This is a genomic window from Streptomyces sp. NPDC057900 (assembly GCF_042887885.1).
Classification (GTDB): Bacteria; Actinomycetota; Actinomycetes; order Streptomycetales; family Streptomycetaceae; genus Streptomyces.
In genome coordinates this window covers 33,765-57,539 of record NZ_JBHVOI010000009.1, presented here as the reverse complement: position 1 = coordinate 57,539, position 23,775 = coordinate 33,765, and the positions used below count along the sequence as shown (strand labels likewise).

At 71.1% G+C, this 23,775-nt stretch carries 21 protein-coding genes; 10 read left to right on the top strand and 11 right to left on the bottom strand.

Going from position 1 to position 23,775, the window contains the following annotated elements; all coding sequences use genetic code 11:
- Positions 1–85: 85 nt before the first annotated feature.
- From hflX to miaA, 6 genes are all read right to left on the bottom strand, one after another.
- Positions 86–1,606 (bottom strand): GTPase HflX, encoded by a 1,521-nt coding sequence (gene hflX / locus ACFVQ0_RS27620; RefSeq protein WP_390091903.1) that lies wholly within the window; start codon positions 1,604–1,606, stop codon positions 86–88.
- A gap of 133 nt (positions 1,607–1,739) precedes the next feature.
- Entirely contained in the window at positions 1,740–3,203 is a 1,464-nt protein-coding gene (locus ACFVQ0_RS27615; protein WP_390091902.1) for a M1 family metallopeptidase, read from the bottom strand.
- Between the two features lie 138 nt (positions 3,204–3,341).
- Positions 3,342–5,456 (bottom strand): RelA/SpoT family protein, encoded by a 2,115-nt coding sequence (locus ACFVQ0_RS27610; RefSeq protein ID WP_390091901.1) that lies wholly within the window; start codon positions 5,454–5,456, stop codon positions 3,342–3,344.
- A gap of 140 nt (positions 5,457–5,596) precedes the next feature.
- On the bottom strand, positions 5,597–6,469 hold the full coding sequence (gene dapF, locus ACFVQ0_RS27605) for a diaminopimelate epimerase (protein WP_390091900.1): 873 nt from the start codon (positions 6,467–6,469) through the stop codon (positions 5,597–5,599).
- A gap of 73 nt (positions 6,470–6,542) precedes the next feature.
- Positions 6,543–6,983, bottom strand: a complete 441-nt coding sequence (locus ACFVQ0_RS27600; protein ID WP_390092048.1) for a hypothetical protein — start codon at positions 6,981–6,983, stop codon at positions 6,543–6,545.
- Positions 6,984–7,090: 107 nt separating this feature from the next.
- The gene (gene miaA, locus ACFVQ0_RS27595) at positions 7,091–8,029 is read right to left on the bottom strand and encodes a tRNA (adenosine(37)-N6)-dimethylallyltransferase MiaA (RefSeq protein WP_390091899.1); all 939 of its coding nucleotides are present in this window, start codon (positions 8,027–8,029) and stop codon (positions 7,091–7,093) included.
- 243 nt (positions 8,030–8,272) lie between these two features.
- Between miaA and ACFVQ0_RS27590 the strand changes: the two genes are divergently transcribed.
- On the top strand, positions 8,273–8,509 hold the full coding sequence (locus ACFVQ0_RS27590; protein WP_390091898.1) for an antitoxin: 237 nt from the start codon (positions 8,273–8,275) through the stop codon (positions 8,507–8,509).
- 153 nt (positions 8,510–8,662) lie between these two features.
- Here ACFVQ0_RS27590 and ACFVQ0_RS27585 read toward each other — a convergent pair whose 3' ends face one another.
- The gene (locus ACFVQ0_RS27585; RefSeq protein ID WP_390091897.1) at positions 8,663–9,376 is read right to left on the bottom strand and encodes a class III extradiol dioxygenase subunit B-like domain-containing protein; all 714 of its coding nucleotides are present in this window, start codon (positions 9,374–9,376) and stop codon (positions 8,663–8,665) included.
- 79 nt (positions 9,377–9,455) lie between these two features.
- On the bottom strand, positions 9,456–10,976 hold the full coding sequence (gene miaB, locus ACFVQ0_RS27580) for a tRNA (N6-isopentenyl adenosine(37)-C2)-methylthiotransferase MiaB (RefSeq protein ID WP_390091896.1): 1,521 nt from the start codon (positions 10,974–10,976) through the stop codon (positions 9,456–9,458).
- Between the two features lie 177 nt (positions 10,977–11,153).
- Between miaB and ACFVQ0_RS27575 the strand changes: the two genes are divergently transcribed.
- Complete coding sequence (locus tag ACFVQ0_RS27575; RefSeq protein WP_390091895.1) at positions 11,154–12,155, top strand: TAXI family TRAP transporter solute-binding subunit; 1,002 nt, start codon at positions 11,154–11,156, stop codon at positions 12,153–12,155.
- Between the two features lie 54 nt (positions 12,156–12,209).
- On the opposite strand, the gene ACFVQ0_RS27570 is transcribed toward ACFVQ0_RS27575, so the two are convergent.
- Positions 12,210–13,604, bottom strand: a complete 1,395-nt coding sequence (locus tag ACFVQ0_RS27570; protein ID WP_390091894.1) for an ATP-binding protein — start codon at positions 13,602–13,604, stop codon at positions 12,210–12,212.
- A gap of 15 nt (positions 13,605–13,619) precedes the next feature.
- Positions 13,620–14,312 (bottom strand): response regulator transcription factor, encoded by a 693-nt coding sequence (locus ACFVQ0_RS27565; RefSeq protein ID WP_390091893.1) that lies wholly within the window; start codon positions 14,310–14,312, stop codon positions 13,620–13,622.
- A 373-nt stretch (positions 14,313–14,685) separates the two neighbouring features.
- On the opposite strand from ACFVQ0_RS27565, the gene ACFVQ0_RS27560 reads away from it, so the two are divergent.
- The 8 genes from ACFVQ0_RS27560 (at position 14,686) to ACFVQ0_RS27525 (ending at position 21,120) form a co-directional block, all read left to right on the top strand.
- Positions 14,686–15,474, top strand: coding sequence for an amino acid ABC transporter ATP-binding protein (locus ACFVQ0_RS27560; protein WP_390091892.1), 789 nt, complete (start codon positions 14,686–14,688; stop codon positions 15,472–15,474).
- Positions 15,475–15,543: 69 nt separating this feature from the next.
- Positions 15,544–16,386, top strand: coding sequence for a glutamate ABC transporter substrate-binding protein (locus ACFVQ0_RS27555; RefSeq protein ID WP_390091891.1), 843 nt, complete (start codon positions 15,544–15,546; stop codon positions 16,384–16,386).
- 74 nt (positions 16,387–16,460) lie between these two features.
- Positions 16,461–17,129 (top strand): amino acid ABC transporter permease, encoded by a 669-nt coding sequence (locus ACFVQ0_RS27550; protein WP_311302866.1) that lies wholly within the window; start codon positions 16,461–16,463, stop codon positions 17,127–17,129.
- On the top strand, positions 17,126–18,037 hold the full coding sequence (locus ACFVQ0_RS27545; protein WP_390091890.1) for an amino acid ABC transporter permease: 912 nt from the start codon (positions 17,126–17,128) through the stop codon (positions 18,035–18,037). Before ACFVQ0_RS27550 ends, ACFVQ0_RS27545 begins: the two co-directional genes overlap by 4 nt.
- A 242-nt stretch (positions 18,038–18,279) precedes the next feature.
- On the top strand, positions 18,280–19,899 hold the full coding sequence (locus ACFVQ0_RS27540) for an FAD-dependent monooxygenase (protein ID WP_390091889.1): 1,620 nt from the start codon (positions 18,280–18,282) through the stop codon (positions 19,897–19,899).
- 32 nt (positions 19,900–19,931) lie between these two features.
- Entirely contained in the window at positions 19,932–20,018 is an 87-nt protein-coding gene (locus ACFVQ0_RS27535) for a putative leader peptide (RefSeq protein WP_311307652.1), read from the top strand.
- 116 nt (positions 20,019–20,134) lie between these two features.
- A complete protein-coding gene (locus ACFVQ0_RS27530) occupies positions 20,135–20,692 on the top strand; it encodes a cysteine dioxygenase (RefSeq protein ID WP_390091888.1) in 558 nt (185 codons plus the stop codon).
- Positions 20,689–21,120 carry a rhodanese-like domain-containing protein gene (locus tag ACFVQ0_RS27525; RefSeq protein WP_390091887.1) on the top strand — a complete coding sequence of 144 codons (432 nt, stop codon included), beginning with the start codon at positions 20,689–20,691 and terminating at the stop codon, positions 21,118–21,120. The genes ACFVQ0_RS27530 and ACFVQ0_RS27525 overlap by 4 nt, the downstream gene beginning before the upstream one ends.
- 34 nt (positions 21,121–21,154) lie before the next feature.
- Here ACFVQ0_RS27525 and ACFVQ0_RS27520 read toward each other — a convergent pair whose 3' ends face one another.
- Complete coding sequence (locus ACFVQ0_RS27520) at positions 21,155–23,713, bottom strand: FtsX-like permease family protein (protein ID WP_390091886.1); 2,559 nt, start codon at positions 23,711–23,713, stop codon at positions 21,155–21,157.
- Positions 23,714–23,775 lie beyond the last annotated feature (62 nt).

Sequence of the window (23,775 nt, the reverse complement as noted above, 5' to 3'; positions counted from 1 at the left end):
CACGGCGAAAGACCGACGGCCCGCTCCCTGTACGGGGGCGGGCCGTCGGCCTGTGCGCTACCGCGCCGCGGTCAGTGCGCCGTGGTCAGTGCGCCACGGCCACGAACGTGGAGAGCTCCGCAGCGAGTTCCTCGTGCACCAGCGCCTTGAGCAGGGTGCCCTCCGCCAGGTGTTCCTCGGAGATCACCTCGCCCTCGGCGTGCACCCGGGAGACCAGGCCGCCCTGGGTGTACGGCACGAGCGCCTCGATCTCGACCGAGGGCCGCGGCAGTTCGGCGTCGATGAGCGCGAGCAGCTCGTCGATACCGGCGCCGGTCCGGGCCGATACCGCGATGGCGTGCTTCTCGATGCGCAGCAACCGCTGGAGCACCAGCGGATCCGCGGCGTCCGCCTTGTTGATCACCACGATCTCGGGCACGTCGACCGCGCCCACCTCGCGGATCACCTCACGCACGGCGGCCAGCTGCTCCTCCGGCACCGGGTGCGAGCCGTCCACCACATGCAGGATCAGGTCGGATTCACCGACCTCCTCCATGGTGGAGCGGAACGCCTCGACGAGGTGGTGCGGCAGGTGCCGTACGAACCCGACGGTGTCGGCCAGGGTGTAGATCCGGCCGCTCGGCGTCTCGGCCCGGCGCACGGTCGGGTCGAGGGTGGCGAACAGCGAGTTCTCCACCAGCACGCCCGCACCGGTCAGCCGGTTGAGCAGGGAGGACTTCCCTGCGTTGGTGTAGCCCGCGATCGCGACCGAAGGCACCTTGTTGCGCTTGCGTTCCTGGCGCTTGATCTCGCGGCCGGTCTTCATCTCCGCGATCTCCCGGCGCATCTTCGCCATCTTCTCGCGGATCCGGCGCCGGTCCGTCTCGATCTTGGTCTCACCGGGACCACGGGTGGCCATGCCGCCACCGCCGCTGGAACCGCCGCCGCCCATCTGACGGGACAGCGACTGACCCCAGCCGCGCAGACGCGGCAGCATGTACTGCATCTGTGCCAGTGAGACCTGCGCCTTGCCCTCACGGGACTTGGCGTGCTGGGCGAAGATGTCGAGGATCAGGGCGGTCCGGTCGACCACCTTGACCTTGACGACGTCCTCCAGGTGGATCAGCTGTCCGGGGCTGAGCTCACCGTCGCAGACGACGGTGTCGGCCCCGGATTCGAGGACGATGTCGCGCAGCTCCAGCGCCTTGCCCGAACCGATGTAGGTGGCGGCGTCGGGCTTGTCACGGCGCTGGAAGACGGCGTCGAGCACCTGGGCTCCGGCCGTCTCCGCGAGGGCCGCCAGCTCTGCGAGGGAAATCTCCGCGTCGTGCACGGTGCCCGAGGTCCAGACGCCCACCAGCACCACGCGCTCCAGGCGCAGCTGCCGGTATTCGACCTCGGTGACGTCCTCAAGCTCGGTGGAGAGTCCCGCCACGCGCCGCAGTGCGGCGCGCTCGGAGCGGTCGAGCTGTTCGCCGTCGCGCTCTCCGTCGATCTCGTGGCTCCAGGCGACGTCCTCTTCCATCAGGGCGTCGGCCCGAAGGGGCTCGTTGAGGCTCTCGGTGGCGTTCTCCGTGGCGCTCTGCGCGTCCTGCGCGTCCTGGGGAAGGGAAGAAGAGGAGGTCATTGGATCCTTACGTCGATACGAGTGATCTGCAACAGTCACAACGCGTCACCTACCCGGATGATTCCCGCACGGGGAGCGCTCCGGTCCGGCCGCCGCGGCGACCCGTCGATAGTCGCACGGAGCGCCCGGCCCGTCACGCGGGTTTCCCGGCCCCCGCGGGTGCTGTGCTGTGCCAGTCCGGGTGGCCGGGCATCGGCGGCGTGGTCTTCCCGTACAGCCAGCCGTCGAAGAACGTGCTCAGGTCGCGTCCGGCGACCTGGGACGCCAGCCGGATGAAGTCCGCCGTGGCGGCGTTGGCATCGCGGTGCTTGCGGACCCAGAGCCGTTCCAGCAGGTCAAAGGCGCTGTGGCCGATCTCTTGGCGGAGCGCGTACAGGACCAGCGCGCTGCCGTCGTAGACCACCGGCCGGAACAGGCTGATCTTCTTGCCGGGTGCCGGTGCGTCCGGGCGCGCGGGCGGGCCGCCGTCGGCGCGCCAGGTGTCGGAGTAGGTGTAGGCGTCGCGCATCCGGCGTTCGAGCTTCCTGCCGCCGTGCTCGTCCGCGTAGCGCGCCTCGTACCAGCTGGCGTGTCCCTCGTTGAGCCAGAGGTCGGACCAGGCCTGCGGCGAGACGCTGTCACCGAACCACTGGTGGGCCAGCTCGTGGACCATGACCGAGTCCACGTACCACTCGGGGAAGCCGGGGTCCGTGAACAGCCGGCGTTCGAAGAGCGACAGGGTCTGGGTCTCCAGCTCGAAGCCGGTGTCGGTGTCCACGATCAGCACGCCGTAGTTCTCGAAGGGGTAGCGGCCGACCTGCTTCTCCATCCATTCCAGCTGACCGGGGGTCTTGCTCAGCCACGGTTCCAGCCGCTTCCGGTCGGCGGCCGGCACGACGTCGCGGACCGGCAGCCGGTGCGGTCCGGTCCGCCGCACGACCGCGGACTTCCCGATGCTGACCTGGGCGAGTTCGGTGGCCATCGGGTGTTCGGTGCGGTAGGTCCAGGTGGTGCGGCCGCCGTGCCGGGCGCGTCCGGTGCGGATCCCGTTGGCCACCACCGTCCGGTCGTCGGGGGCGGTGATCCGGAAGGTGAAGTACGCCTTGTCGGACGGGTGGTCGTTGCTGGGGAAGACCCGGTGCCCGGCATCGGCCTGGTTGGCCATGGCGAGCCCGTCGGCCGTCCGCACCCAGCCACCGCTGTTCCGTTCGCCGCCGGGATCACTGGTGTGCCGGACGGTGATCCGCAGCGGCACGCCGGCCGGGAGCCGGCCGGGCGGTTCGACGATCAGGTCCTCGTCCTCTACGGCGAAGTCGGCGCGCAGCCCGTTGACGGAGACGGAGTGCACGGTGCCCCGGGTGAAGTCGAGGTTGATCCGGTCCAGCGGGCCGGTCGTGCGCGCGTCGATCGTGGTGACGGCTTCGAGCGGCTCGTTGTTGCCGCCCCGGTAGTCGAGGCCGATGTCGTAGGCGAGTACGTCGTATCCGGGGTTGCCGAGGTGGGGGAAGAGCGGGTCACCGATGCCGAGCGGCACCGGTGCGGGCAGGGTAGCGGCGACGAGAGTGGCCGATGCGGTGGCCAGCAGAGCGGCCCGCAGGCGGCGGGAGAGGAACGGCATGCACTACGGCTACCAGCGCCGCCCGCCCGCCACGGGACGGCGCGCGCCACGCCACTCGAACGAGATCCGGGGTGGCGGACGGTGCCGGGCGCCCGGGCGGGTCCGGAGGCGCCCCGTCAGAGAAAGGCCCCCGCCCGGTCAGAGGACGGCGGCCGGGTGCTGGGCGCGGCTCACGTCGTACACCCCCGGTACGTCACGCATGGCGCGCATCAGCGAGGGCAGCGCGGCGGCGTCGGGGAGTTGCAGGGTGTAGGTGTGCCGCACCCGTTGTTCGCTGGGCGGTTCGACGGTGGCGGAGACGATCGCCGCGTCCGCCCCGGCGATCGCCTCGGTGAGGTCGGCCAGCAGCCGGGGCCGTCCGAACGACTCCGCGACCAGCGTCACCCGGCATTCGGAGGCGTCGCCCCAGCTCACCGCCACCGGTACCCGGCCGACGGCCTCCATGCGGGCCGCCGCCGGACAGGCCAGCCGGTGGACGGCGACGGCACCGCCGCGCACCGTGAATCCGGTGACGTCGTCGGGCGGTACGGGGGTGCAGCAGCCGGCCAGCCGTACGGTGGCGTCCGGCCGGTCGACCAGGGCCCTCGCGGCGCGGCCGCCGGCGCCCTCCGCTCCGGGCGGCGCGGGCTGCGGTCCGGGCCTGGGGTCCGCGGCCGCGTTGCCGGGCGCGGTGTCCGCGTCCTGCGGGTGGGCGTCCAGCCAGCCGGTGATCGCGATCCGGGCGGTGGGCGTCCTGGCGTGGTCCAGCCAGCCGGGCGAGGGCCCGGAGGCGGCGTCCTCCGCCAGGAGCAGCTGTACGGTGTCGCCGTCGCCGAGCGCGGTGCCGAGCGTGGCCAGCCGGCCGTTCACCCGGGCGCCGATGCAGCGGTGCGCGGCGTCCCCGTACTGCGCGTAGGCGGCGTCCACGCAGCTGGCGCCCGCGGGCAGGCCGAGCGTGCCGCCGTCGGTGCGGAAGACGGTGATCTCGCGGTCCTGGGCGAGGTCGGCGCGGAGCGTGGTCCAGAAGGTATCGGGGTCGGTGGCGGACTGCTGCCACTCCAGGAGCCGGGACAGCCAGCCGGGCCGGGTCGGGTCCGCCCGTTCGCCGTCGGCGGGCTCCGCGCTCTGCGCACCGCTGTCCGCGGCGTACGGATTGCCGAGGGCGATCACACCGGCCTCGGCCACCTTGTGCATCCGGTGGGTGCGGATGAGGACTTCCGCGACCTCGCCCTCCGGGCCCACCACGGCGGTGTGCAGCGACTGGTACAGGTTGAACTTGGGGGCCGCGATGAAGTCCTTGAACTCGGAGATCACCGGGGTGAAGCAGGTGTGCAGCTCGCCGAGGACGGCATAGCAGTCGGCGTCTTCCCCGACGAGCACCAGCAGCCGTCCGAAGTCGGTGCCGCGCAGCTCACCGCGTTTGATGCTGACCCGGTGGACAGAGACGAAGTGGCGCGGCCTGACGAGGACTTCGGCGGTGATACCGGCCTCCCGCAGTACGGAGGCGACGTTCTCCGCGATGGCGGCCAGCGGGTCCGCCCCGCCGGTGGCGGCGGAGATCACGGCGTGGGTGCGCGCGTACTCCTCGGGGTGGAGGATCGCGAAGACGAGATCCTCAAGCTCGGTCTTGAGCGCCTGGACACCGAGCCGTTCCGCGAGCGGGATCAGCACGTCGCGGGTGACCTTGGCGATCCGGGCCTGTTTCTCGGGGCGCATCACGCCGAGCGTGCGCATGTTGTGCAGCCGGTCCGCGAGCTTGATCGACATCACCCGGACGTCGTCCCCGGTGGCCACCAGCATCTTGCGGAAGGTCTCGGGCTCGGCGGCCGCGCCGTAATCGACCTTCTCCAGTTTGGTGACGCCGTCGACCAGATAACGGACCTCGTCGCCGAACTGCTCCCCCACCTGGTCGAGGGTCACCTCCGTGTCCTCGACCGTGTCGTGGAGCAGTGACGCCGTCAGCGTCGTGGTCTCCGCGCCGAGTTCCGCGAGGATCAGGGTGACCGCCAGCGGGTGGGTGATGTACGGCTCGCCGCTCTTGCGCATCTGCCCGCGGTGCGAGGTCTCCGCCAGGAGGTAGGCCCGGCGCAGCACGGTGAGATCGGCGTCGGGATGGTGGGCCCGGTGCGCCTCTGCCACATGACCGATGGCGTCCGGCAGCCGGTCCCGGGAGACCGGGCCGAGCAGGGCGACCCGGCCCAGTCTGCGGAGGTCGATCCGGGGACGGCCCCGCCTGCGGATGGGAGCACCTGGGTTGGTGGCCTCTGCGCTCATGGGGCACCTCCGGCGACGTCGACCGGCGGTGGAAAGGTGCGGTCGCGCCTCCGGGCCGGTGCTTGATGCTACCGACCCCACCACGTGGCGGAGTCCGGCTCTCGCCCAGCGTGAAACGGATCACCCATTCGAGCGAAGCGCTATCCGTTCAGCGTTTCGAGCCAGGCCGGATCGATCGTGCCCTGCACGACGATCACGGCCGGTCCGGTCATCTCGATCTCGCCGTCCGGGTGCTCGGTGATCACCAGCGTGCCGCCCGGCAGGTCGACGGTGTACGTGACCGGGGTGCCGGTCAGCGCGGGATCTGCGGCGTCCCGGCGGGCCGCGGCGACGGCCACGGCGCAGGCGCCCGTGCCACAGGACCGGGTCTCGCCCGAGCCGCGCTCATGAACGCGCATGGCGACGTGGCGGGGGCCCCGGTCCACGACGAACTCGATGTTGACGCCGTCGGGGTAGACCTCGGCCGGGCCGAAGGACGGCTCGGCGAACAGATCACCGGCGTGCGCCAGATCCGCGACGAAGGCGACGGCGTGCGGGTTGCCCATCTTCACGTTGCGGGCGTCCCAGCTGCGGCTCCCGACGGTGACCGTGACTCCGTCGGCCGGCAGCCGCGCGCGGCCCATGGAGACGGTGACGTCGCCGTCCTTGGCCAGGTGCACGTTCTTCACGCCGCCTCGGGTGGCGACCGCGAGATCGCCCTCCTCGACCGATCCGGAGCGCTGGAGGTAGCGGGCGAAGACCCGTACGCCGTTGCCGCACATCTCGGCGATCGAGCCGTCCGCGTTGCGGTAGTCCATGAACCACTCGGCCTCGTCCGCCATGGCCCGCGCCTCGGGGTGGGCGGCGGACCGCACGACGTGCAGCAGCCCGTCCCCGCCGATGCCCGCCCGGCGGTCGCAGAGCCCGGCCACGACGGAGGCGGTCAGGTCGAGGGCGTTGTCCGGGTCCGGAAGGATCACGAAGTCGTTCTCGGTGCCGTGGCCCTTGAGGAAGTCGATCTGCGAAGTGGTCACGGGACAACTGTACGAGGTGGCGCCGACAACGCCGGAAACCCCCGCCCACACGGAGTACGGGCAGGTCGGCGTATCAGGAACGCAGCCGGGCCACGCGCCACACCGCCAGCGTGACCAGTGCCGCGCACACCGCGACGTACAGCACGATCACCCGCCAGTCCGGGCGCTCCCCCGAGCCCCTGGACGGCAGGCCGGGCCAGGTGTGTCCGACGCGGCGGGCGGCCATCATGCCCCAGCCCGCGGCGCAGCAGCTGATCAGCAGTCCCAGCATGGCGACGACCGCGCCGCCGTCACCGAACTCGAAGGCGAGCGGGAAGGCGAACATCAGCGATCCCATCGCGGCGAGCGTGACGATCGGCGCGAGCTGCCAGATACGCAGCCGGCGGGCGGGGCGGAGCTCGACCTGGACCTCGGGGGTCACATCGAGCTCATCGGGCCCGTCGGGGCTCAAGCTTCCTGCCTCGTGCTGCGTGTCCGGTGCGTCATGTTCTGTGTCGCGAGGGCCGGCCTCCATCGCCACGCGCCCTCCCAACTCGGACTCCACTGGTCGATCGATGCTCGATGATGGCACGCCGCGACCGGCCGAACTGACGGGCAGGGCTTCCCGATGCAATCACGTGATCAGGCTGTGACCGCTCGTTCGATCAACGCCAGCGCCTGGCGCGGGAGTTCTCCGCGGTGCTCGGCGGCGCCGCTCAGCCAGTGGACGCGCGGGTCGCGGCGGAACCAGGAGTCCTGCCGGCGCGCGAACCGTTTGGTGGCGCGTACGGTCTCGGCGCGCGCCTCGTCCTGCGTGCACTCCCCGGCCAGCGCGGCGAGCACCTGCTGGTAGCCGAGCGCGCGGGAGGCGGTGCGCCCCTCGCGCAGCCCCCGCTCCTCCAGCGCGCGCACCTCGTCGACCAGCCCCGCGTCCCACATCCGGTCGACCCTCCGGGCGATGCGCTCGTCGAGTTCGGGGCGGGCCACGTCGACGCCGATCTGGACGGTGTCGTAGACCGCATCGTTACCGGGGAGGTTCGCCGTGAAGGGCTTGCCGGTGATCTCGATGACTTCGAGGGCCCGCACGATGCGCCGCCCGTTGCTCGGCAGGATGGCGCGGCCCGCCTCCGGGTCCGCCGCGACGAGCCGGTCGTGCAGCGCGCCGGAGCCCCGCTCCGCCAGCTCCGCCTCCAGCGCGGCCCGGATGCCGGGATCCGTGCCGGGGAACTCCAGGGCGTCGATCGCGCCCTTCACGTAGAGCCCGGAGCCGCCCACCAGGACCGGGGTGCGGCCCTCGGCGAGCAGCCGGTCGATCTCGGCGCGGGCGAGGCGCTGGTACTCGGCGACGCTGGCGGCCTCGGTCACGTCCCAGATGTCCAGCAGCAGGTGCGGGACGGAGGCGCGTTCCTCCAGGGTCAGCTTCGCGGTGCCGATGTCCATCCCCCGGTAGAGCTGCATGGAGTCGGCGTTGACGACTTCGCCCCCGAGCTGCTGGGCGAGGAACACCCCCAGGTCGGACTTTCCGGCTGCGGTGGGACCGACGACGGCGATGACCCGCGGTGCGGGAGCTGGGCTTCTCACTGGCACAGTCTCGCAAACCCGGAGGCCCGTTCCGAATGGCCGACGGGGTGGCCGGGGACCGCGACGCGTCCGGACACCCCGTCAGGTAAAATGTCGGGTACATATGGGCGTTTTCTCATGGTTCGGGTTTCCGTCCCCGCCACGACAGCAGGTATCGCGGCGGTGACTGCGCGGCAGCACGGCGGGGTACCCGGTCCGGAGAGAAGACGCACACACGCACTCCCCCAGCAGAGAAGGTGTCCGATGGGCTTCATGGACAATTTGAAGGCGAAGCTGAGCCCGGCCAAGGACAAGGTCAGCGACCTCGCGCAGCAGCACGGGGGCAAGATCGACCAGGGGCTCGACAAGGCCGCGCGGACGGTGGACGAGAAGACCAAGGGCAAGTACAGCGACAAGATCGTGTCCGGCACGCAGAAGGCCAAGGACGCGGTGGAGAAGCTGTCCCACAAGGACGGGGGCACCACCCCGCCCGCTTCCTGACCCCGGTCCGGCAGGACACCGTGACGGCCGCGGAGCGCATCGCTCCGCGGCCGTCGTGCGCCGTCGTGCGCCCCGGCGGACCGGCCAGGGCCGTGTGTGCGCCGGATTCCGTTCGGCCGGAGCCGTCGCGGAATACGGATGCGGAATGCGGAATCAGGACCAGGCGGCGACCAGGTAGCCCACGCCGTAGGGCGCGTCGTCGTACAGCAGCCGGCCGTCGAGACCGGCGCCCTGCGCGGCCCCCGCGAGCACCTGCCAGGGCGCGCGGCCCGCGGCCTTCAGCTCGTACGCGAGCGCCTCGTCCAGTTCGGTCAGCGCGTCGGTGTCCGCCGCGCCCAGCGCGCGCGAGGCCGCCGCGTCGAACGCGGTGGCGCGCTCGTCCAGGTAGCCCGGGGCCTTGAGGGTGCGGCAGGCGCTGCCGTCACCCATCACCAGCATCGCCACCCGGTCCGCCCGGCCGGCCAGCGCGCGGCCGGTCTCCGTACAGCGGGCGGTCTCCAGCGGCTCCCCCACGCCCAGCCCCTCGACCGGCGCGTCCGCCCACCCGGTACGGGCCAGCAGCCAGGCACCGACGGCGAGCGAGGCCGGGAGCGGCCGCTCGGCCACCGGCCCCAGGTCCCGCCCGAGCCGTACCGCGAGATCGACGCCGAACTCCGCGAAGGAGCCGGTTGCGCCCTCGGGATGGGTGCCGCGGCCCGCGGTGCCGGCCGGGCCGACCACGATCAGCAGATCGGGCCGGGAGGCGGCCAGCACACCCAGTGCGTCGGTGCAGGCGGTCCTCGCGGCATCGAGCTCCGGCGCGGCGCCGGCGGCGACGTCGGGGACCAGCAGGGGCGGACAGGGGCACACGGCGGCGGCGACAAGCATGAGGGGCAGCGTACTGGCTACGCGATCACGTGCCGCCCGGCCCGTCGGCCGCCGTGTTGCTGACGCCTGCCCGTTCCGGTCAGTCGCAGCCGCAGCCCGGGGCCGAGGCGGCGGGCAGCGGGGCCGGGGCGCCGATCCCGGGGAGGCCCAGCATCACACCGGCGGGCTTGGCGGCCGCCGCGGCGTTGCGCTTCTCCCAGGCGTCCCCGGACCGGGTGCGCCGCACGGCGAGGGGTGCGCCCTCCGCGAGCAGGTGGTGCGGAGCGGCGTAGCTGATCTCGACGGTCACCACGTCACCGGGGCGCACGTCCTGCGCCGGCTTGGTGAAGTGCACGAGGCGGTTGTCGGGGGCGCGGCCGGAGAGCCGGTGGGTCGCGCCGTCCTTGCGGCCCTCGCCCTCCGCGACCATGACGTCCAGCGTGCGGCCGACCTGCTTCTTGTTCTCCGACCAGGAGATCTCCTCCTGGAGGACGGACAGGCGCATGTACCGCTCCTGGACGACCTCCTTGGGGATCTGCCCCTCCATGTCTGCGGCCGGGGTTCCGGGCCGCTTGGAGTACTGGAAGGTGAAGGCGTTGGCGAAGCGCGCCTCGCGGACCGCGTGCATCGTCTGCTCGAAGTCCTCCTCGGTCTCCCCGGGGAAGCCGACGATGATGTCGGTGGAGATCGCGGCGTCGGGCATCGCGGCCCGCACCTTCTCGATGATGCCGAGGAAGCGTTCCTGCCGGTAGGAGCGCCGCATGGCCTTGAGGATCGTGTCGGAGCCGGACTGCATCGGCATGTGCAGCTGCGGCATCACGTTCGGCGTCTCGGCCATGGCCGCGATCACGTCGTCGGTGAAGTCGCGCGGGTGCGGAGAGGTGAAGCGGACCCGCTCCAGGCCCTCGATCCGCCCGCAGGCGCGCAGCAGCTTGGAGAACGCCTCGCGGTCGCCGATGTCGGAGCCGTAGGCGTTGACGTTCTGGCCGAGCAGAGTGATCTCGGAGACGCCCTCGGCGACCAGGGCCTCGATCTCGGCCAGGATGTCGCCGGTCCGGCGGTCCTTCTCCTTGCCGCGCAGGGCCGGGACGATGCAGAAGGTGCAGGTGTTGTTGCAGCCGACGGAGATGGAGACCCAGGCCGCGTACGCGGACTCGCGACGGGTGGGGAGCGTCGAGGGGAACGCCTCCAGGGACTCGGCGATCTCGATCTGCGCCTCCTCCTGGATACGGGCGCGCTCCAGCAGCACGGGCAGCTTGCCGATGTTGTGCGTACCGAAGACGACGTCGACCCAGGGGGCGCGCTCGACGATGGTGTCCCGGTCCTTCTGGGCGAGGCAGCCGCCGACGGCGATCTGCATCCCGGGGCGCTTCGTCTTCATCGGAGCGAGCCGGCCGAGGTTGCCGTAGAGCTTGTTGTCGGCGTTCTCCCGCACCGCGCAGGTGTTGAAGACGACGACATCGGCGTCCCCGTCGGAGCCCTCGGGCGCCCGTACGTAGCCGGCGTCCTCCAGCAGACCCGACAGCCGCTCGGAGTCGTGGACGTTCATCTGGCACCCGTAGGTGCGCACCTCGTAGCTTTTTCTGACGTCCACTGCTTCGCTCCGGTTGCCGCTGCTCATGCGACAAGGGTAGGCGCTGCCCGGACACCTCCCGTCGCGGGCGGTTCCCGGACGGTTCCCCGGCCGCCCGCCGGCCCTCCGCCGGGCGATCGCTGGGCCGTCGCCGGGCGCTCGCCGGGTGGGAGATCCGACGGCACCCCTGGCCAGGGCCGGGAACCACCTGGCAGGATCGCCGCCATGCTCCCGGCGGCTCTGTCCCGAATCGGCCGGCGTCGTTCCCTGCGGGCGGGCGCCGCCCTCGTCGTCGTGCTCGGGCTGCTCCTGTGGTGGCTGTTCCCGCTCGGGGACTCCACGCCGACCGGGAGCCTGTCGTTCAGCACCGGCGTCCGCAGCGGCGTCTACCAGCGGTACGGCGAGCGGCTGAAGGGCGCGCTGGCCAAGGATCTGCCCGATGTGTCCATAGAGCTGCAGACCAGCGAGGGATCTCAGCAGAACATCGCCCGGGTGGCGACGGGCAAGGCCGATTTCACCATCGCGACCACCGACGCCGTGGCCACCTATCTGCGGGACCGGAAGCCGGGCGCCGAGCGGCTGCGTGGCTGTGTCCGGCTCTACGACGACTACATACAGCTGGTGGTGGACCGGGGCTCGGAGATCCGTACGGTCTCCGACCTGCGCGGCAAGAAGGTCGCGGTCGGCCAGCCGGGCTCCGGGGTGCGGCTGGTCGCGGACCGGCTGATGACGGCCGCCGGGCTGGACCCCGTCAAGGACGTGACGGCGGTGCCGGCGGGCATCGACACCATGCCGAAGCTGCTCAAGGACGGCAAGCTCGACGCGTTCTTCTGGTCCGGGGGGCTGCCGACCACCGCGGTGGCGGACCTCTCCGACCGGCTCGCGATCCGGCTGATCCCGCTGGAGGCCCCGCTGATCAAGCAGCTCCAGGCGGCGGGCGGCTCCACCCGCTACTACCGCTCGGCCGTGATGCCCGCGGACGCCTACCGCAACGCCCAGCAGGGCCAGGCCGTGCCGACCGTGGCGGTCGCCAACGTGCTGGTGACCACCGACCGTACGGACGCGGCGATGACCGAGGCCTTCACCCGGACCGTGATCGACAGCCGGGACCGCATCGGGCGTGAGGTGCACGCCGCGCAGCTGGTGGACCTGCGGACCGCGATCTACACCGATCCGCTGCCGCTGCACGAAGGGGCCAAGCGCTACTACCGCTCGGTCAAGCCCTGAGTCCACCGGACGGGGCCGCCGTGCGGTCCGCTCGGTCGGCCTCGCACGGTCCGCTCAGCCGTGCGGCCCGTTGCGGGGCACGGACACCGTCACCCGTAGCCCGTGCGGTTCGTGGCGTTCGTAGGCGATGGTGCCTCGGCTCGCGGCCAGGAGCGCCTTCGAGATGGAGAGGCCCAGGCCGGAACCCCGTACGTTCTGGTGCTGCGAGCTGCGCCAGAAGCGGTCTCCGACGCGCTCCAGCTCCTGCTCGGTGAGGCCGGGCCCGCGGTCCGCGACGGCGACCGTGACGCACGCGCCGGCGGTGGCGACCGTGACCCTGACCTCCTCGTCCGCGGGGGTGAACTTGAGCGCGTTGTCGATGATGGCGTCGAGTGCGCTGGACAGGGCTATGGGGTCCGCCCAGGCGGTGACGGCGGGGGTGCCGTCCGTCCGGAGCCTGACCCCCTTCTCCTCGGCCACCGGACGCCAGGAGAGCACGCGTTCGGCCGTGAGGGCGCCGATGTCGGTGAGCTGGAGATCGGCCGCGGCGTGTTCGGCCAGGGCCAGGTCGAGCAGATCGTCGAGGACCTGGCCGAGGCGCTTTCCCTCCGTGCGCACCGAGGCGATCTCCTCGTTGCCCTCCGGGAGTTCCAGGGCGAGCAGCTCGATCCGGAGCAGCAGCGCGGCCAGCGGATTGCGCAACTGGTGCGAGGCGTCCGCGACGAAGGCGCGCTGCTGCTCCAGCACGTCCTCGACGTTGTCGGCCATCTCGTTGAACGACCGGGCCAGCCGCCTGAGTTCCGGCGGTCCGCCGGAGGCCGCCACCCGGGACCGCATCCGGCCGCTGGCGATGTCGTGGGCGGCCACGTCCAGGGTCCGCACCGGGAGCAGGACCCAGCCGGTGAGCCGGATCGCCGCACCGACGGCCACCAGCATCGCGACCACCTCACCCGCCGCGATCAGCAGCCAGCCGCGCAGGGTGTCGGAACGCATCTGCGCGGTGGGCGAGTCGATGACGACGACCGCGACCACGTCGCCGTCGCGCACGACGGGTGAGGCGACGACCACCCGGCCGTCCTGCCAGGGCCAGACCTGCGGCGGATCGTGGCTGCGGCGGCCGAGCAGCGCCTCCTTGAACGCCTCGCGGCCCTCGCCCTCGACCGGCAGCCGCCAGTCGGCAGGGGCCTTCGCCATCGCGGAGTCGTCGCGGTAGAAGACACCCGCCCGGATGCCGTACACCGAGTCGTACGTCTCCAGTTCGGTCTGGAGGGTGCGCTGCCGCTCGTCGTAGCCGTTGGTGCGCTCGGTGATGAACTGGGCGAGCGCGGCGAAGCGTGCCGTGTCGTCGATCCGGTCGATCACCACGCCCTGCTGCTGGGCGGCGGCCACACTGACGGCCAGCGGGAAGCCGAGCGCGAGCAGGACACTCGCCATGAGGACGATGAGCAGCGGAAGCAGCCTGGTACGCACCGGAGACGTATGCCTCTACGCGGACGGGGCGACGAGGCGGTAGCCGACCCCGCGCACGGTCTCGATCAGCGCGGGCAGCCGCAGCTTGGCGCGCAGGGAGGCCACGTGCACCTCTAGCGTGCGCCCCGTCCCCTCCCAGCTCGTGCGCCAGACCTCGCTGATGATCTGCTCCCGGCGGAACACCACACCGGGCCGCTGCGCGAGGAGCGCGAGCAGGTCGAACTCCTTACGGGTGAGCTGGACTTCGCTGCCGTCGACACTGACCCGCCGGGTGGGCAGCTCAATGTGCACATGCCCCAGGCGCAGCGCGGCGACGGGCGTGGGACCGGTGTCCTCGGCGGCGGGCTTGCGCCGGCTGACGGCGTGGATACGGGCGAGCAGCTCGCCGGTGTCGTACGGCTTGGTCACGTAGTCGTCCGCGCCGAGGTTCAGCCCGTGGATGCGCGAGCGGACGTCGGCCCGCGCGGTCACCATGATCACCGGTACGGAACTGCGCTTGCGGATCTTCCCGCACACCTCGTAGCCGTCCTGGTCGGGCAGCCCGAGATCGAGGAGTACGACTCCGAAGGGCTCGGCGTCCGTGGGGAGGAGGGCCTGGAGTGCCTCCTCGCCGCTGCGGGCGTGCACCACCTTGAAGCCGTGCCGGCCGAGGATGGCGGACAGGGCGGCGGCGACGTGGTTGTCGTCCTCGACGAGCAGCAGTCTCATGGGCCCCCTCTCCGGAGTCGCGGTGCTTATGGCGACACTTATAACGGTGCCGGTAAGTGTCGTGGTGCCGGTGGATGTGATGTCGGTGCGGTCGCGTACGCCCCTGGTCACTTCCCCGTATCGAGGCGTTTCACGTCGGGGTGTACCAAGGCATCCACTCCGATGACCGGTGGGCCAGTCAAGTGCCTGCCGGTTGCATCCATGTTTCCGTTATGCACCCGGTACGCCCGGACGGCCCGCGTGACGTCCCGTTCACACGGAGTGTCCGGTTGCGGCCGGATCGTTATGCTCAATTTCCGCTCAGATGTAATGACGCTGGTCGCACTGCGTCACTAAGGTCCTTGCCAACCGAGGAGGACGGAGCAAAAAGCCGATGAGCGGAGTTTCAGTGACCAAGGGCGCCGAGGACGCTGCACCCGCGGCCGGCGGCGACCTGGTCGTGCTGAGCAACGTCAACAAGCACTTCGGCGCGCTGCATGTGCTCCAGGACATCGACCTGACGATCGCCAGTGGCGAGGTCGTGGTCGTCATCGGGCCCTCGGGGTCCGGGAAGTCCACGCTGTGCCGCACGATCAACCGCTTGGAGACGATCGACTCGGGCGCGATCTCGATCGACGGGAAGCCCCTGCCCGAGGAGGGCAAGGAGCTGGCGCGGCTGCGTGCCGATGTCGGCATGGTCTTCCAGTCGTTCAATCTCTTCGCCCACAAGACGGTGCTTGAGAACGTGACGCTGGGCCAGCTCAAGGTCCGCAAGACGGAGAAGAAGGCGGCCGAGGAGAAGGCGCGTTCGCTGCTCGACCGGGTGGGCGTGGGGACCCAGGCGGACAAGTACCCGTCGCAGCTCTCCGGCGGTCAGCAGCAACGCGTGGCGATCGCACGGGCGTTGGCCATGGACCCGAAGGTCATGCTGTTCGACGAGCCGACCTCCGCGCTCGACCCGGAGATGATCAACGAGGTGCTGGAGGTCATGCAGCAGCTCGCCCGCGAGGGCATGACCATGGTCGTCGTCACCCATGAGATGGGCTTCGCCCGCTCCGCCGCGAACCGGGTCATCTTCATGGCGGACGGGAAGATCGTCGAAGAGGCCGCGCCCGACCAGTTCTTCAGCAACCCGCGCAGTGACCGGGCCAAGGACTTCCTGTCGAAGATCCTTCACCACTGATGGAGCTTTCGGCGCCGGTTTCAGGGCCGGCTGATCACTCACATCGCGTCAACTCTAGGGAATTTCACCATGCAGCTTCGTAAGGTCACTGCCGCCTCGGCCGCCGTGCTCGCCCTCGCTCTGACCGCCACCGCCTGTGGGTCCGACGACAAGGACGACTCGTCCGGTTCGGGCGGCGGCAAGAAGATCACCATCGGCGTCAAGATCGACCAGCCGGGTATCGGGCTGAAGACCCCGGACGGCAAGTTCACCGGCTTCGACGTCGACGTCGCCACATATGTCGCCAAGGAACTCGGCTACGACGCCAAGAACATCGAGTTCAAGGAGACCAAGAGCGCCGACCGCGAGACGGCGATCTCGCGCGGTGACGTCAAGTTCATCGTCGCCTCCTACTCGATCAACGACGAGCGACTGAAGAAGGTCGACTTCGCCGGTCCGTACCTGCTGGCCCACCAGGACATCCTGGTCCGCGCGGACGACGACTCGATCAAGAAGCCCGAGGACCTCAACAACAAGAAGCTCTGCTCGGTCACGGGCTCGACCTCGGCGCAGAACATCCACGACACGCTGGCGCCGAAGGCCCAGCTGCAGGAGTACGGCGGTTACTCGGAGTGCCTGACCGGCCTGGAGAACAAGGCCGTTGACGCGCTGACCACGGACGACAGCATCCTGGCCGGCTACGCCTCGCAGGACGTCAACAAGGGCAAGTTCAAGCTGGCCGGCTTCAAGATGACCAACGAGAACTACGGCATCGGCCTGAAGAAGGGCGACGCCGACCTCAAGAAGAAGGTCAACGACGCGCTGACCAAGATGGTCTCGGACGGTTCGTGGGAGAAGGCCGTGAAGGCCAACTTCGGCCCGGCGAACTACAAGAACGAGCCTGCCCCCAAGATCGGCAACGTCGTCAAGTGAAGCAGGGCTGACCGGGCGCGCCGCCGCTGAACAGCGGCGCGCCGTGCCCTCTACACGCGGAAGCGCGGGAGATCGTGTTCGACTTTCTTGATGGTTACGACCTGCTCGGGGCGTTCTGGGTGACGGTGCAGCTCACCGTCTACTCCGCCCTCGGCTCCCTCATATGGGGAACGCTGTTGGCCGGCATGAAGGTCAGCCCGGTCCCCCTGATGCGCGGTTTCGCGACCGGCTATGTGAACGTGGTCCGGAACATTCCGCTGACCGTGATCATCGTCTTCGCCTCGCTGGGCCTCTTCCAGACCCTTCAGATCACGCTCGGGGGCGGAGGCGACTTCAAGGTCATCAACTTCCGGCTCGCGGTGCTCGCCTTCGTCGTCTACACCGCGTCGTTCGTGTGCGAGGCCCTTCGTTCGGGCATCAACACGGTGCCCGTCGGCCAGGCGGAGGCGGCCCGGGCACTCGGGCTCAGCTTCACCCAGGTGCTCCGGCTGATCGTGCTCCCGCAGGCGTTCCGGTCGGTGGTCAATCCGCTGTCCAACGTACTCATCGCACTGACGAAGAACACCACGGTCGCAGCGGCGATCGGTGTCGCGGAAGCCTCGTACCTGATGAAGGAAATGGTCGAGAACGAGGCCCAGCTGCTGCTGATCTCCGGTGTGTTCGTCCTCGGCTTCATCATCCTGACCCTCCCGACCGGCCTCATCCTCGGCTGGGTCGCCAAGAAGGTGGCGGTGAAGCGATGAGTTCCGTCCTCTATGACGCGCAGGGGCCCCGCGCCAAGCGGCGCAACATCCTGTACACCGTCCTCTTCGTACTGGCCGCAGCGGCAGTGGTGTGGTGGGTGTACGGAGGCCTCGCCGAGAAGCACCAGCTCGACTGGGTCAAGTGGAAGCCGTTCCTGACCGGCACCCAGGCATGGGAGACGTACATCTGGCCCGGCTTCCAGAACACGATCAAGGCCGCCTTCTTCGCTCTGATCATCGCTCTTCCGCTGGGCGCGCTGTTCGGCATCGGGCGGCTCTCGGACCACCGGTGGGTGCGCGTGCCGAGCGGCGTGGTCGTGGAGTTCTTCCGCGCCATCCCCGTACTGCTCCTGATGGTCATCGCCAACGCGATGTACTCCGAGTACGCCGACCTCGAACCCGACACGCGTCTGCTGTACGCCGTCGTGACGGGTCTGGTGCTCTACAACGCCTCGGTGCTCGCCGAGATCGTGCGCGCCGGCATCCTGACGCTCCCCCGCGGGCAGACGGACGCGGCCAAGGCGATCGGCATGCGCAAGGGCCAGACGATGGTCTTCGTGCTGCTGCCGCAGGCGGTCACCGCGATGCTGCCGGCCATCGTCAGCCAGCTCGTGGTGATCGTGAAGGACACCGCCCTCGGCGGCGCGGTGCTCAGCTACCCGGAGCTGCTGGCCTCGGTCCGGCCGATGTCCGCGAACTACGGGGCGAACACCATCGCCTGTTTCACGGTCATCGCGCTGGTCTACCTCGCGCTGAACTTCGCCCTGACGTCCTTCGCGAGCTGGCTGGAGCGGTGGCTCCGGCGCGGTAAGAAGAGCACGGGCGCGATCGTGGGCACCGGCCCGGGGGGCGACCTGGAGACGGTGGGTGCGCCGTCGCTCAACATTGATGACGGACGCGCCGTCTGACGGCTGATCAACAGAGGTCCCCGAGGGGCGGTGGCGCGTGCGCCACCGCCCCTCGCCGCGTTCCGGTGTCACTTGACGCAAGCACCGGCAGTAGGTTGCATACGTTCTGTGATCGCGCCCCGAGCCCCCTACGCCGCCGCATCCCCGTCGCCGCCGTCCCCGACCTCCGGGGCCGCCCCGGCCCGTCCGCTTCGCCCGTCCGCCGCTACGCGTCCGGCCGCACACGTTCCGGGGGCCGCGCCGTGGACCCGGTGATCATCGTCGGCGCCGGGCCGGTCGGCCTGGTGCTGTCGCTCGCCCTCGCGGCTCAGGGGGTGCCTTCCGTGCTCCTCGACGAGGACCCCGGCAAGGAGGAAACACGGCCGGCCCGCACGGTGGTGCTCCGCGAGGACACCGCGGCCCTCCTGGAGCGGCTCGGCTGCAAGACGCTCCAGGACGAGGGCCTTCGCTGGTCCGGCTGGCGGTCCCTGCGGCGCAAACAGCTGGTACGCGAACTTCCCCTCGGCGAAGGCGACCACGCGCAGTCCGGGGACTCGCCGGCCGCCCCCGTCCACATCCCGCAGCACGCGCTGGTGCGCGGACTGCGGGACGCGGTGGCCGCGCAGGACCTCGTACGGACGGCACGGCACAGCCGGATAGACACGCTGGAGCAGGACCCGGCCGGGGTCACCGTGCACACCAGGGAACCCGGCTCCACCTGGTGGCGCGGGAGCTATCTGGTCGGCTGCGACGGGGCCCGGTCCACCGTGCGCAAGCTCCTCGACATCCGGTTCCCCGGGCGTACGGCGGTGGAGCGGCATGCCGTCGCCGCCCTGCGCACCGAACTGCCCTGGCCGGACGAGGCCGTACTGCACCGGCTGCCGCCGTGGCGCTCCGGTGGCGCCGAGGTGACCGCACGGCCGCTGCCGGACGGGGTCTGGCGGCTTGACTGGCTGCTGCCGCCGCGTGGCGAGCTCGTCACGCCCGACGTACTGGTCGCCCGGGTCCGGGACACCCTGGCGGGCTGGTGCGGCGAGACACCCCCGTACGAGCTGCTGGACACCGGTGTCTACACGCTGCACCACCGGCTCGCCCTGCGGTGGCGGGTGAAGCGGGCGTTCCTCGCCGGGGACGCCGCCCATCTGCTGGGCGCGCTCGGCACCCAGGGGCTGGACGAGGGGCTGCGGGACGCCGAGAACCTGGCCTGGAAACTGGCGCTGGCCTGGCACCACGGCGCGTCCGACGTACTGCTCGACAGCTACCAGGCCGAGCGCCGGGCCGCCGTCGCCGCACGGCTGCGCGCCGCCGACCAGTCACTGCCGATACTGCGGGGCGGCGGCGGGCTGCGGACCCTGGTCCCGGGGAGCGCACGGGGGCACGATTCACTGCTCACCGACGGACATCTGGGATGCGGCCCCCTCGGTGCGCCCCCTTCCTACTCGCTGTCCCCCCTTGCGCCCTCGCGCGCCGAGGCGCACACGTCAGTGGGTACGCCCCCCGGTGCGCCGGTCTCCGATGTACGGGTGACGGCTCCGGACGGCACCCGTGTACGGCTCCGGGAACGGCTGGGGCAGGGGCGGCTGCTGGTGGTCCTGGTGGCCCCCGGCACTGGAGTATGGGACCGGCGGCACTGGATGGGGGCTGGAGTGATGCCCCGGCTCGTCGAGGCGGTGGACGCCCTGCCGGTGAAGGGCGAACTGCTGGTGACGGAGAGCTATCCAGGGGCCTCCGCGCACACCGTTCTGCTGGTCAGGCCGGACGGCCACCTGGTGGAGTCGTTCAGCGGGGTACGGCCCGCCGAGCTCCACGCGGCAGCGAATGCGGCGCGTGGCGGTGCGGTGCGCACCTCCGAACGCTCCGACCGCACCGCAGACATCAATTGACCGCCGCAGGCGCACATGGTCTACTCCGGAACATGACCGACACCGATGTGCGCCTGTGGCGGAGGGTCCATATGGACCTGCTCCGCTATGCGGGCTGCGTGTGTCGCCCGTCCTGCTGAATCGCCTTCTCCTGCTCCGCCGTACGCCATGACGTACGGCGGGACATCCACGCGAACTCTCAGGACGGTCCCCTGTGTCTGCCTCCGCTTTGCCTGCCCCTGCGCCTGCCTCCGCTTTGCCTGTCTCCGTACCCGCGCCCACTTCCGGTCCGAACGGTCCGTCCGGTCCGTCCGCTCCCGCCGGTCCGACTGCTGCGGAACTGCTCGACTTCGTCCGCCGTACCGCCTCGGACGCCGGCCTCATCGCCTCGCTCCCGCTCGACCCCGAGGGCCGCACCTGGATCCGGCTCGACGGGCCCGGTGGCAGTGAGGCCTGGCTGATCGGCTGGCCGCCCGGCACCGGCACCGGCTGGCACGACCACGCCGACTCGATCGGCGCCTTCCTCACCGCGAGCGGCACGCTCAAGGAGCACTCGCTCGCGGCACGACTGCCCACCGACGGGTGGAAGACCCTCGAACTGACCGAGGGCATCGACCGGTCGCGGGAGTTGACGCCAGGTCAGGGCAGGGCCTTCGGCAGGCACCATGTGCACGAGGTGCTCAACGAGTCCGCCGACGAACACGCCGTCTCCGTCCACGCGTACTACCCCCCGCTCCCGCAGATCCGGCGCTACAGCCGCACGGACGCGGTACTCCGCCTCGAACAGACCGAAATCCCGGAGGACTGGCAGTGAGCGACGCACCGAACGAAGGTCACGAAGGTACGGGGCCGGAGGGCACCCGACAGGTCGGGATAGACGAGCTGCTGGAGCGGGTCAGGTCAGGGTTCGAGCGGATCGGACCCGAGGAGGCCAGTGCGGCGGCCGCCGACGGGGCCCTGCTCGTCGACATCCGCTACGCGGAGCTGCGCGCGCGGGACGGGCTGATCCCGGGGGCGCTGGTCGTCGAACGCAATGAGCTGGAGTGGCGGCTGGACCCGCGAGGCAGCCACCGCGCGGCGGAGGCGGTGAGCCACGGTCTCCGGGTCGTGGTGATCTGCAACGAGGGCTACGCGTCGAGCCTCGCCGTCGAGTCGCTGCACCGGCTCGGGCTGTACCGGGCAACCGATCTGGTGGGCGGCTTCCAGGCCTGGCGCGCGGCGGGGCTCCCGGTCGACGTGTGACCGGGAGCCTCGGGCGGGGTGACGGGGGCCGCGTTCACTGACCCGACGTGACCGCTTCCACCGGCCGGGTCTTCAGCGCGATGCGGCCCGGCAGCGCCGTGGCGGTCAGGGCCAGCAGCGCCGCGGCGCCCACCACGGTCGCGTACACCAGCGGCAGAACGGCGGGCGCCGCACCGCCCGTCAACCCGATGCTGAACGCGGTCAGTACGGCGAGCGCGATTCCGGAGCCGAGAACGGCGGCGATCAGCAGCACCGACAGGGTCTCGATACGGAGCATCCGCAGCACCTGGCGGCGTGTCGCCCCGGCCAGCCGGAGCAGCGCGAACTCCTTCAGGCGCTCGGACACCGACATGGCGAGCGTGTTGACCACGGCGATGGCGGTGAAGGCCAGGACGAGCCCCATGGCGAGGAGGTTGACCTCGGCGTTGTTCTGCTGCTGTTCCGCCTGGAGCCGGTCGGCGGCGGCCGGTGCCAGGACCGCGATTCCGGGGAACTTCCTTACGGAGGCGGTCAGTTCGCTGCGGGAGGCGTCTCCGGACACCAGGACGGTGGCGGCCAGGGGGTTGTCCATGTGGCGGGCGACCAAGTCGTGCGGCAGCGTCAGATCCCCGAAGCCCAGGCCCCGGTGGTAGACGGCGGCGACCGTGAGGGTGGCGGGTGTCCCGTCGCCGAGGTGCAGCTCCAGCTTGCTGCCGGGGTGGAGGCCGAGCTGGTCGGCGGCGAGCTCACTGATCGCGGCGGAATGTGCGTCGGCGGTGAACGCGGCGAGCGAACCGCTCGTCACCTCGGGGTCCCAGGTGCGGGCGAGGCCGGCCGGGGTGACTCCCTGGGCCGGGTACTTGTCGAGCCCGACCCTGACCGTGGTCCGGACGATCTCCGTAGCCGCGGTGACACCGGGCGTCGCGCGGACCGCGTCGACGGCGGCGGCCGGGACGCCGGGGCCCTGCGCGCCCAGCACCCAGGTCGCGCGGGTGCCCTCCCGGGCCTGGGCCAGGGCGGCGCCCCCGAGGGTCGGCTGGATGAAGAGCACCGTGCAGGTCATGCCGATGAGCAGGGTGAGCGGGGTGACGACGGAGGCCATCCGGGTGGAGTTCCCGCGGACGTTCGAGTTGGCCAGCTTCCCGATGGGCCCGGTGGGCCGGATCACCAGGCCCAGCAGGGCGGAGGCCGCCCGTACGAGGTGGGGGCCCAGGAGCGACACCGACGTGGCCAGCATCACCACGGAGAGGAAGGTGACGGGGGTCGAGGCGGCCTCTGTACGCAGGATGCTCAGTACGCCGACCAGCACGCCGCCGCCGACGAGCAGGACGAGACCGGCGGCGGTCCGCAGGCGTGCGGGACGGGCCCGCTCGACCGCGGCTTCGGCCATGGCCTCGGCCGGGCGGAGCCCGGCGATGCGGCGGCCGGAGATCCGGGCGGCGGCCCAGGCGCCGATGAGGGTGACGGCCAGGGCGACGCAGGCCGGGAAGATGCCTGCCGTCCGCTCCAGCGTCGCCGGGACCGCCCCGGTGTCGATGAATCGACCGTGCAGCCAACCGGCGAGCGGCAGCCCCGCCAGCGCGCCCAGCACTCCGGCGACGGCACCGACCACCAGCGCCTCGCGTCCGAGCAGCCGGCGGATCTGCCGTGAGGTGGCGGCGATGGTGCGCAGCAGAGCCAGTTCACGGTGGCGCTGCTGGATGGAGAGCGCGAAGGTGCCGACGACGACGAGTACGGCGACCAGCAGCGAGGTGCCGCCCATGGCCGCCCCCATGGAGACGAGCTTCACACGGGCGCCCGCCGCGTCCAGGAACTCGACCGCTCCCCGGTCGTCACCCGTGGCGACCTGGGCGGTCGTTCCCTTGAGGGCCTGCGTGACCTGCTGCTCAAGGCTGCCCAGGTCCGTACCGGCTGCGGGCAGCACGCCGAACGCGGTGACCTGGCCGGGGCGGTCGGCGAGGCGCTCGGCCTCCGAGGTGGAGAAGAAGAGCGAGGTCTGCTCCTTGAGCCGGCCGCCGCCTTCCGGGGCCGCTACGCCGCTGACGCGGTATGTGCGAGGGGCCTGGGTGGACTGGACGGTGATCCGGTCTCCGACGGACAGTCCTGCCCGCCGGGCGAGGCCCCCGTCGATCACCACGTCGTCCGCCGCGGCCGGTGCGCGGCCCGAGGTGAGGGCGAACGGGGTGAGCGCGGCGGATGTCCACGCGTGGCCGTAGGACGGCGGACCGGACGCTCCGCCGTCCCCGGGCAGGCCGAGCGGCTGGGCGAGGAAGGTCAGTTCGGGTACGACCGCGCGCACGCCCTCCACCGCGCGGAGCCGGTCGGCGTCGCGTGCGGGAAGCCAGGCGCGTTCGGCGACCGGCTTCGCCTTGTGCTTGGTCTTGGTCTTCCCGTTGCCCCTGTGCTTGACGGTGGTCCGATGGACGTTCTGGTCCGCGGAGACGACGAGCGGGGTCGCGGCGTAGCGCTCGGTCGCGATGCGTCCACGCAGGCCGGTCTCCAGCAGGGTGCCGCAGGCGGTGACGAGCGCGGCGGCGCACATGAGGGCCAGCAGTGCTCCGAGGAATCCCCCCTTGCGGTGTCTGATCGTCCCCAGGGCGTAGCGCAGCATCATGATGCGACCGTTTCTCTTCGGGTGTCCGCGGTGTTGTCGCCCGAGCCGCTACCGTCTCCGGG

What these genes read in the sequence shown, in the direction of transcription:
- hflX (WP_390091903.1), bottom strand. Translation starts at nt 1,606, where the DNA reads ATGACCTCCTCTTCTTCCCTTCCCCAGGACGCGCAGGACGCGCAGAGC.
- ACFVQ0_RS27615 (WP_390091902.1), bottom strand. Translation starts at nt 3,203, where the DNA reads ATGCCGTTCCTCTCCCGCCGCCTGCGGGCCGCTCTGCTGGCCACCGCA.
- ACFVQ0_RS27610 (WP_390091901.1), bottom strand. Translation starts at nt 5,456, where the DNA reads ATGAGCGCAGAGGCCACCAACCCAGGTGCTCCCATCCGCAGGCGGGGC.
- ACFVQ0_RS27600 (WP_390092048.1), bottom strand. Translation starts at nt 6,983, where the DNA reads ATGGAGGCCGGCCCTCGCGACACAGAACATGACGCACCGGACACGCAG.
- ACFVQ0_RS27590 (WP_390091898.1), top strand. Translation starts at nt 8,273, where the DNA reads ATGGGCTTCATGGACAATTTGAAGGCGAAGCTGAGCCCGGCCAAGGAC.
- ACFVQ0_RS27585 (WP_390091897.1), bottom strand. Translation starts at nt 9,376, where the DNA reads ATGCTTGTCGCCGCCGCCGTGTGCCCCTGTCCGCCCCTGCTGGTCCCC.
- miaB (WP_390091896.1), bottom strand. Translation starts at nt 10,976, where the DNA reads ATGAGCAGCGGCAACCGGAGCGAAGCAGTGGACGTCAGAAAAAGCTAC.
- ACFVQ0_RS27575 (WP_390091895.1), top strand. Translation starts at nt 11,154, where the DNA reads ATGCTCCCGGCGGCTCTGTCCCGAATCGGCCGGCGTCGTTCCCTGCGG.
- ACFVQ0_RS27565 (WP_390091893.1), bottom strand. Translation starts at nt 14,312, where the DNA reads ATGAGACTGCTGCTCGTCGAGGACGACAACCACGTCGCCGCCGCCCTG.
- ACFVQ0_RS27560 (WP_390091892.1), top strand. Translation starts at nt 14,686, where the DNA reads ATGAGCGGAGTTTCAGTGACCAAGGGCGCCGAGGACGCTGCACCCGCG.
- ACFVQ0_RS27555 (WP_390091891.1), top strand. Translation starts at nt 15,544, where the DNA reads ATGCAGCTTCGTAAGGTCACTGCCGCCTCGGCCGCCGTGCTCGCCCTC.
- ACFVQ0_RS27545 (WP_390091890.1), top strand. Translation starts at nt 17,126, where the DNA reads ATGAGTTCCGTCCTCTATGACGCGCAGGGGCCCCGCGCCAAGCGGCGC.
- ACFVQ0_RS27535 (WP_311307652.1), top strand. Translation starts at nt 19,932, where the DNA reads ATGACCGACACCGATGTGCGCCTGTGGCGGAGGGTCCATATGGACCTG.
- ACFVQ0_RS27520 (WP_390091886.1), bottom strand. Translation starts at nt 23,713, where the DNA reads ATGATGCTGCGCTACGCCCTGGGGACGATCAGACACCGCAAGGGGGGA.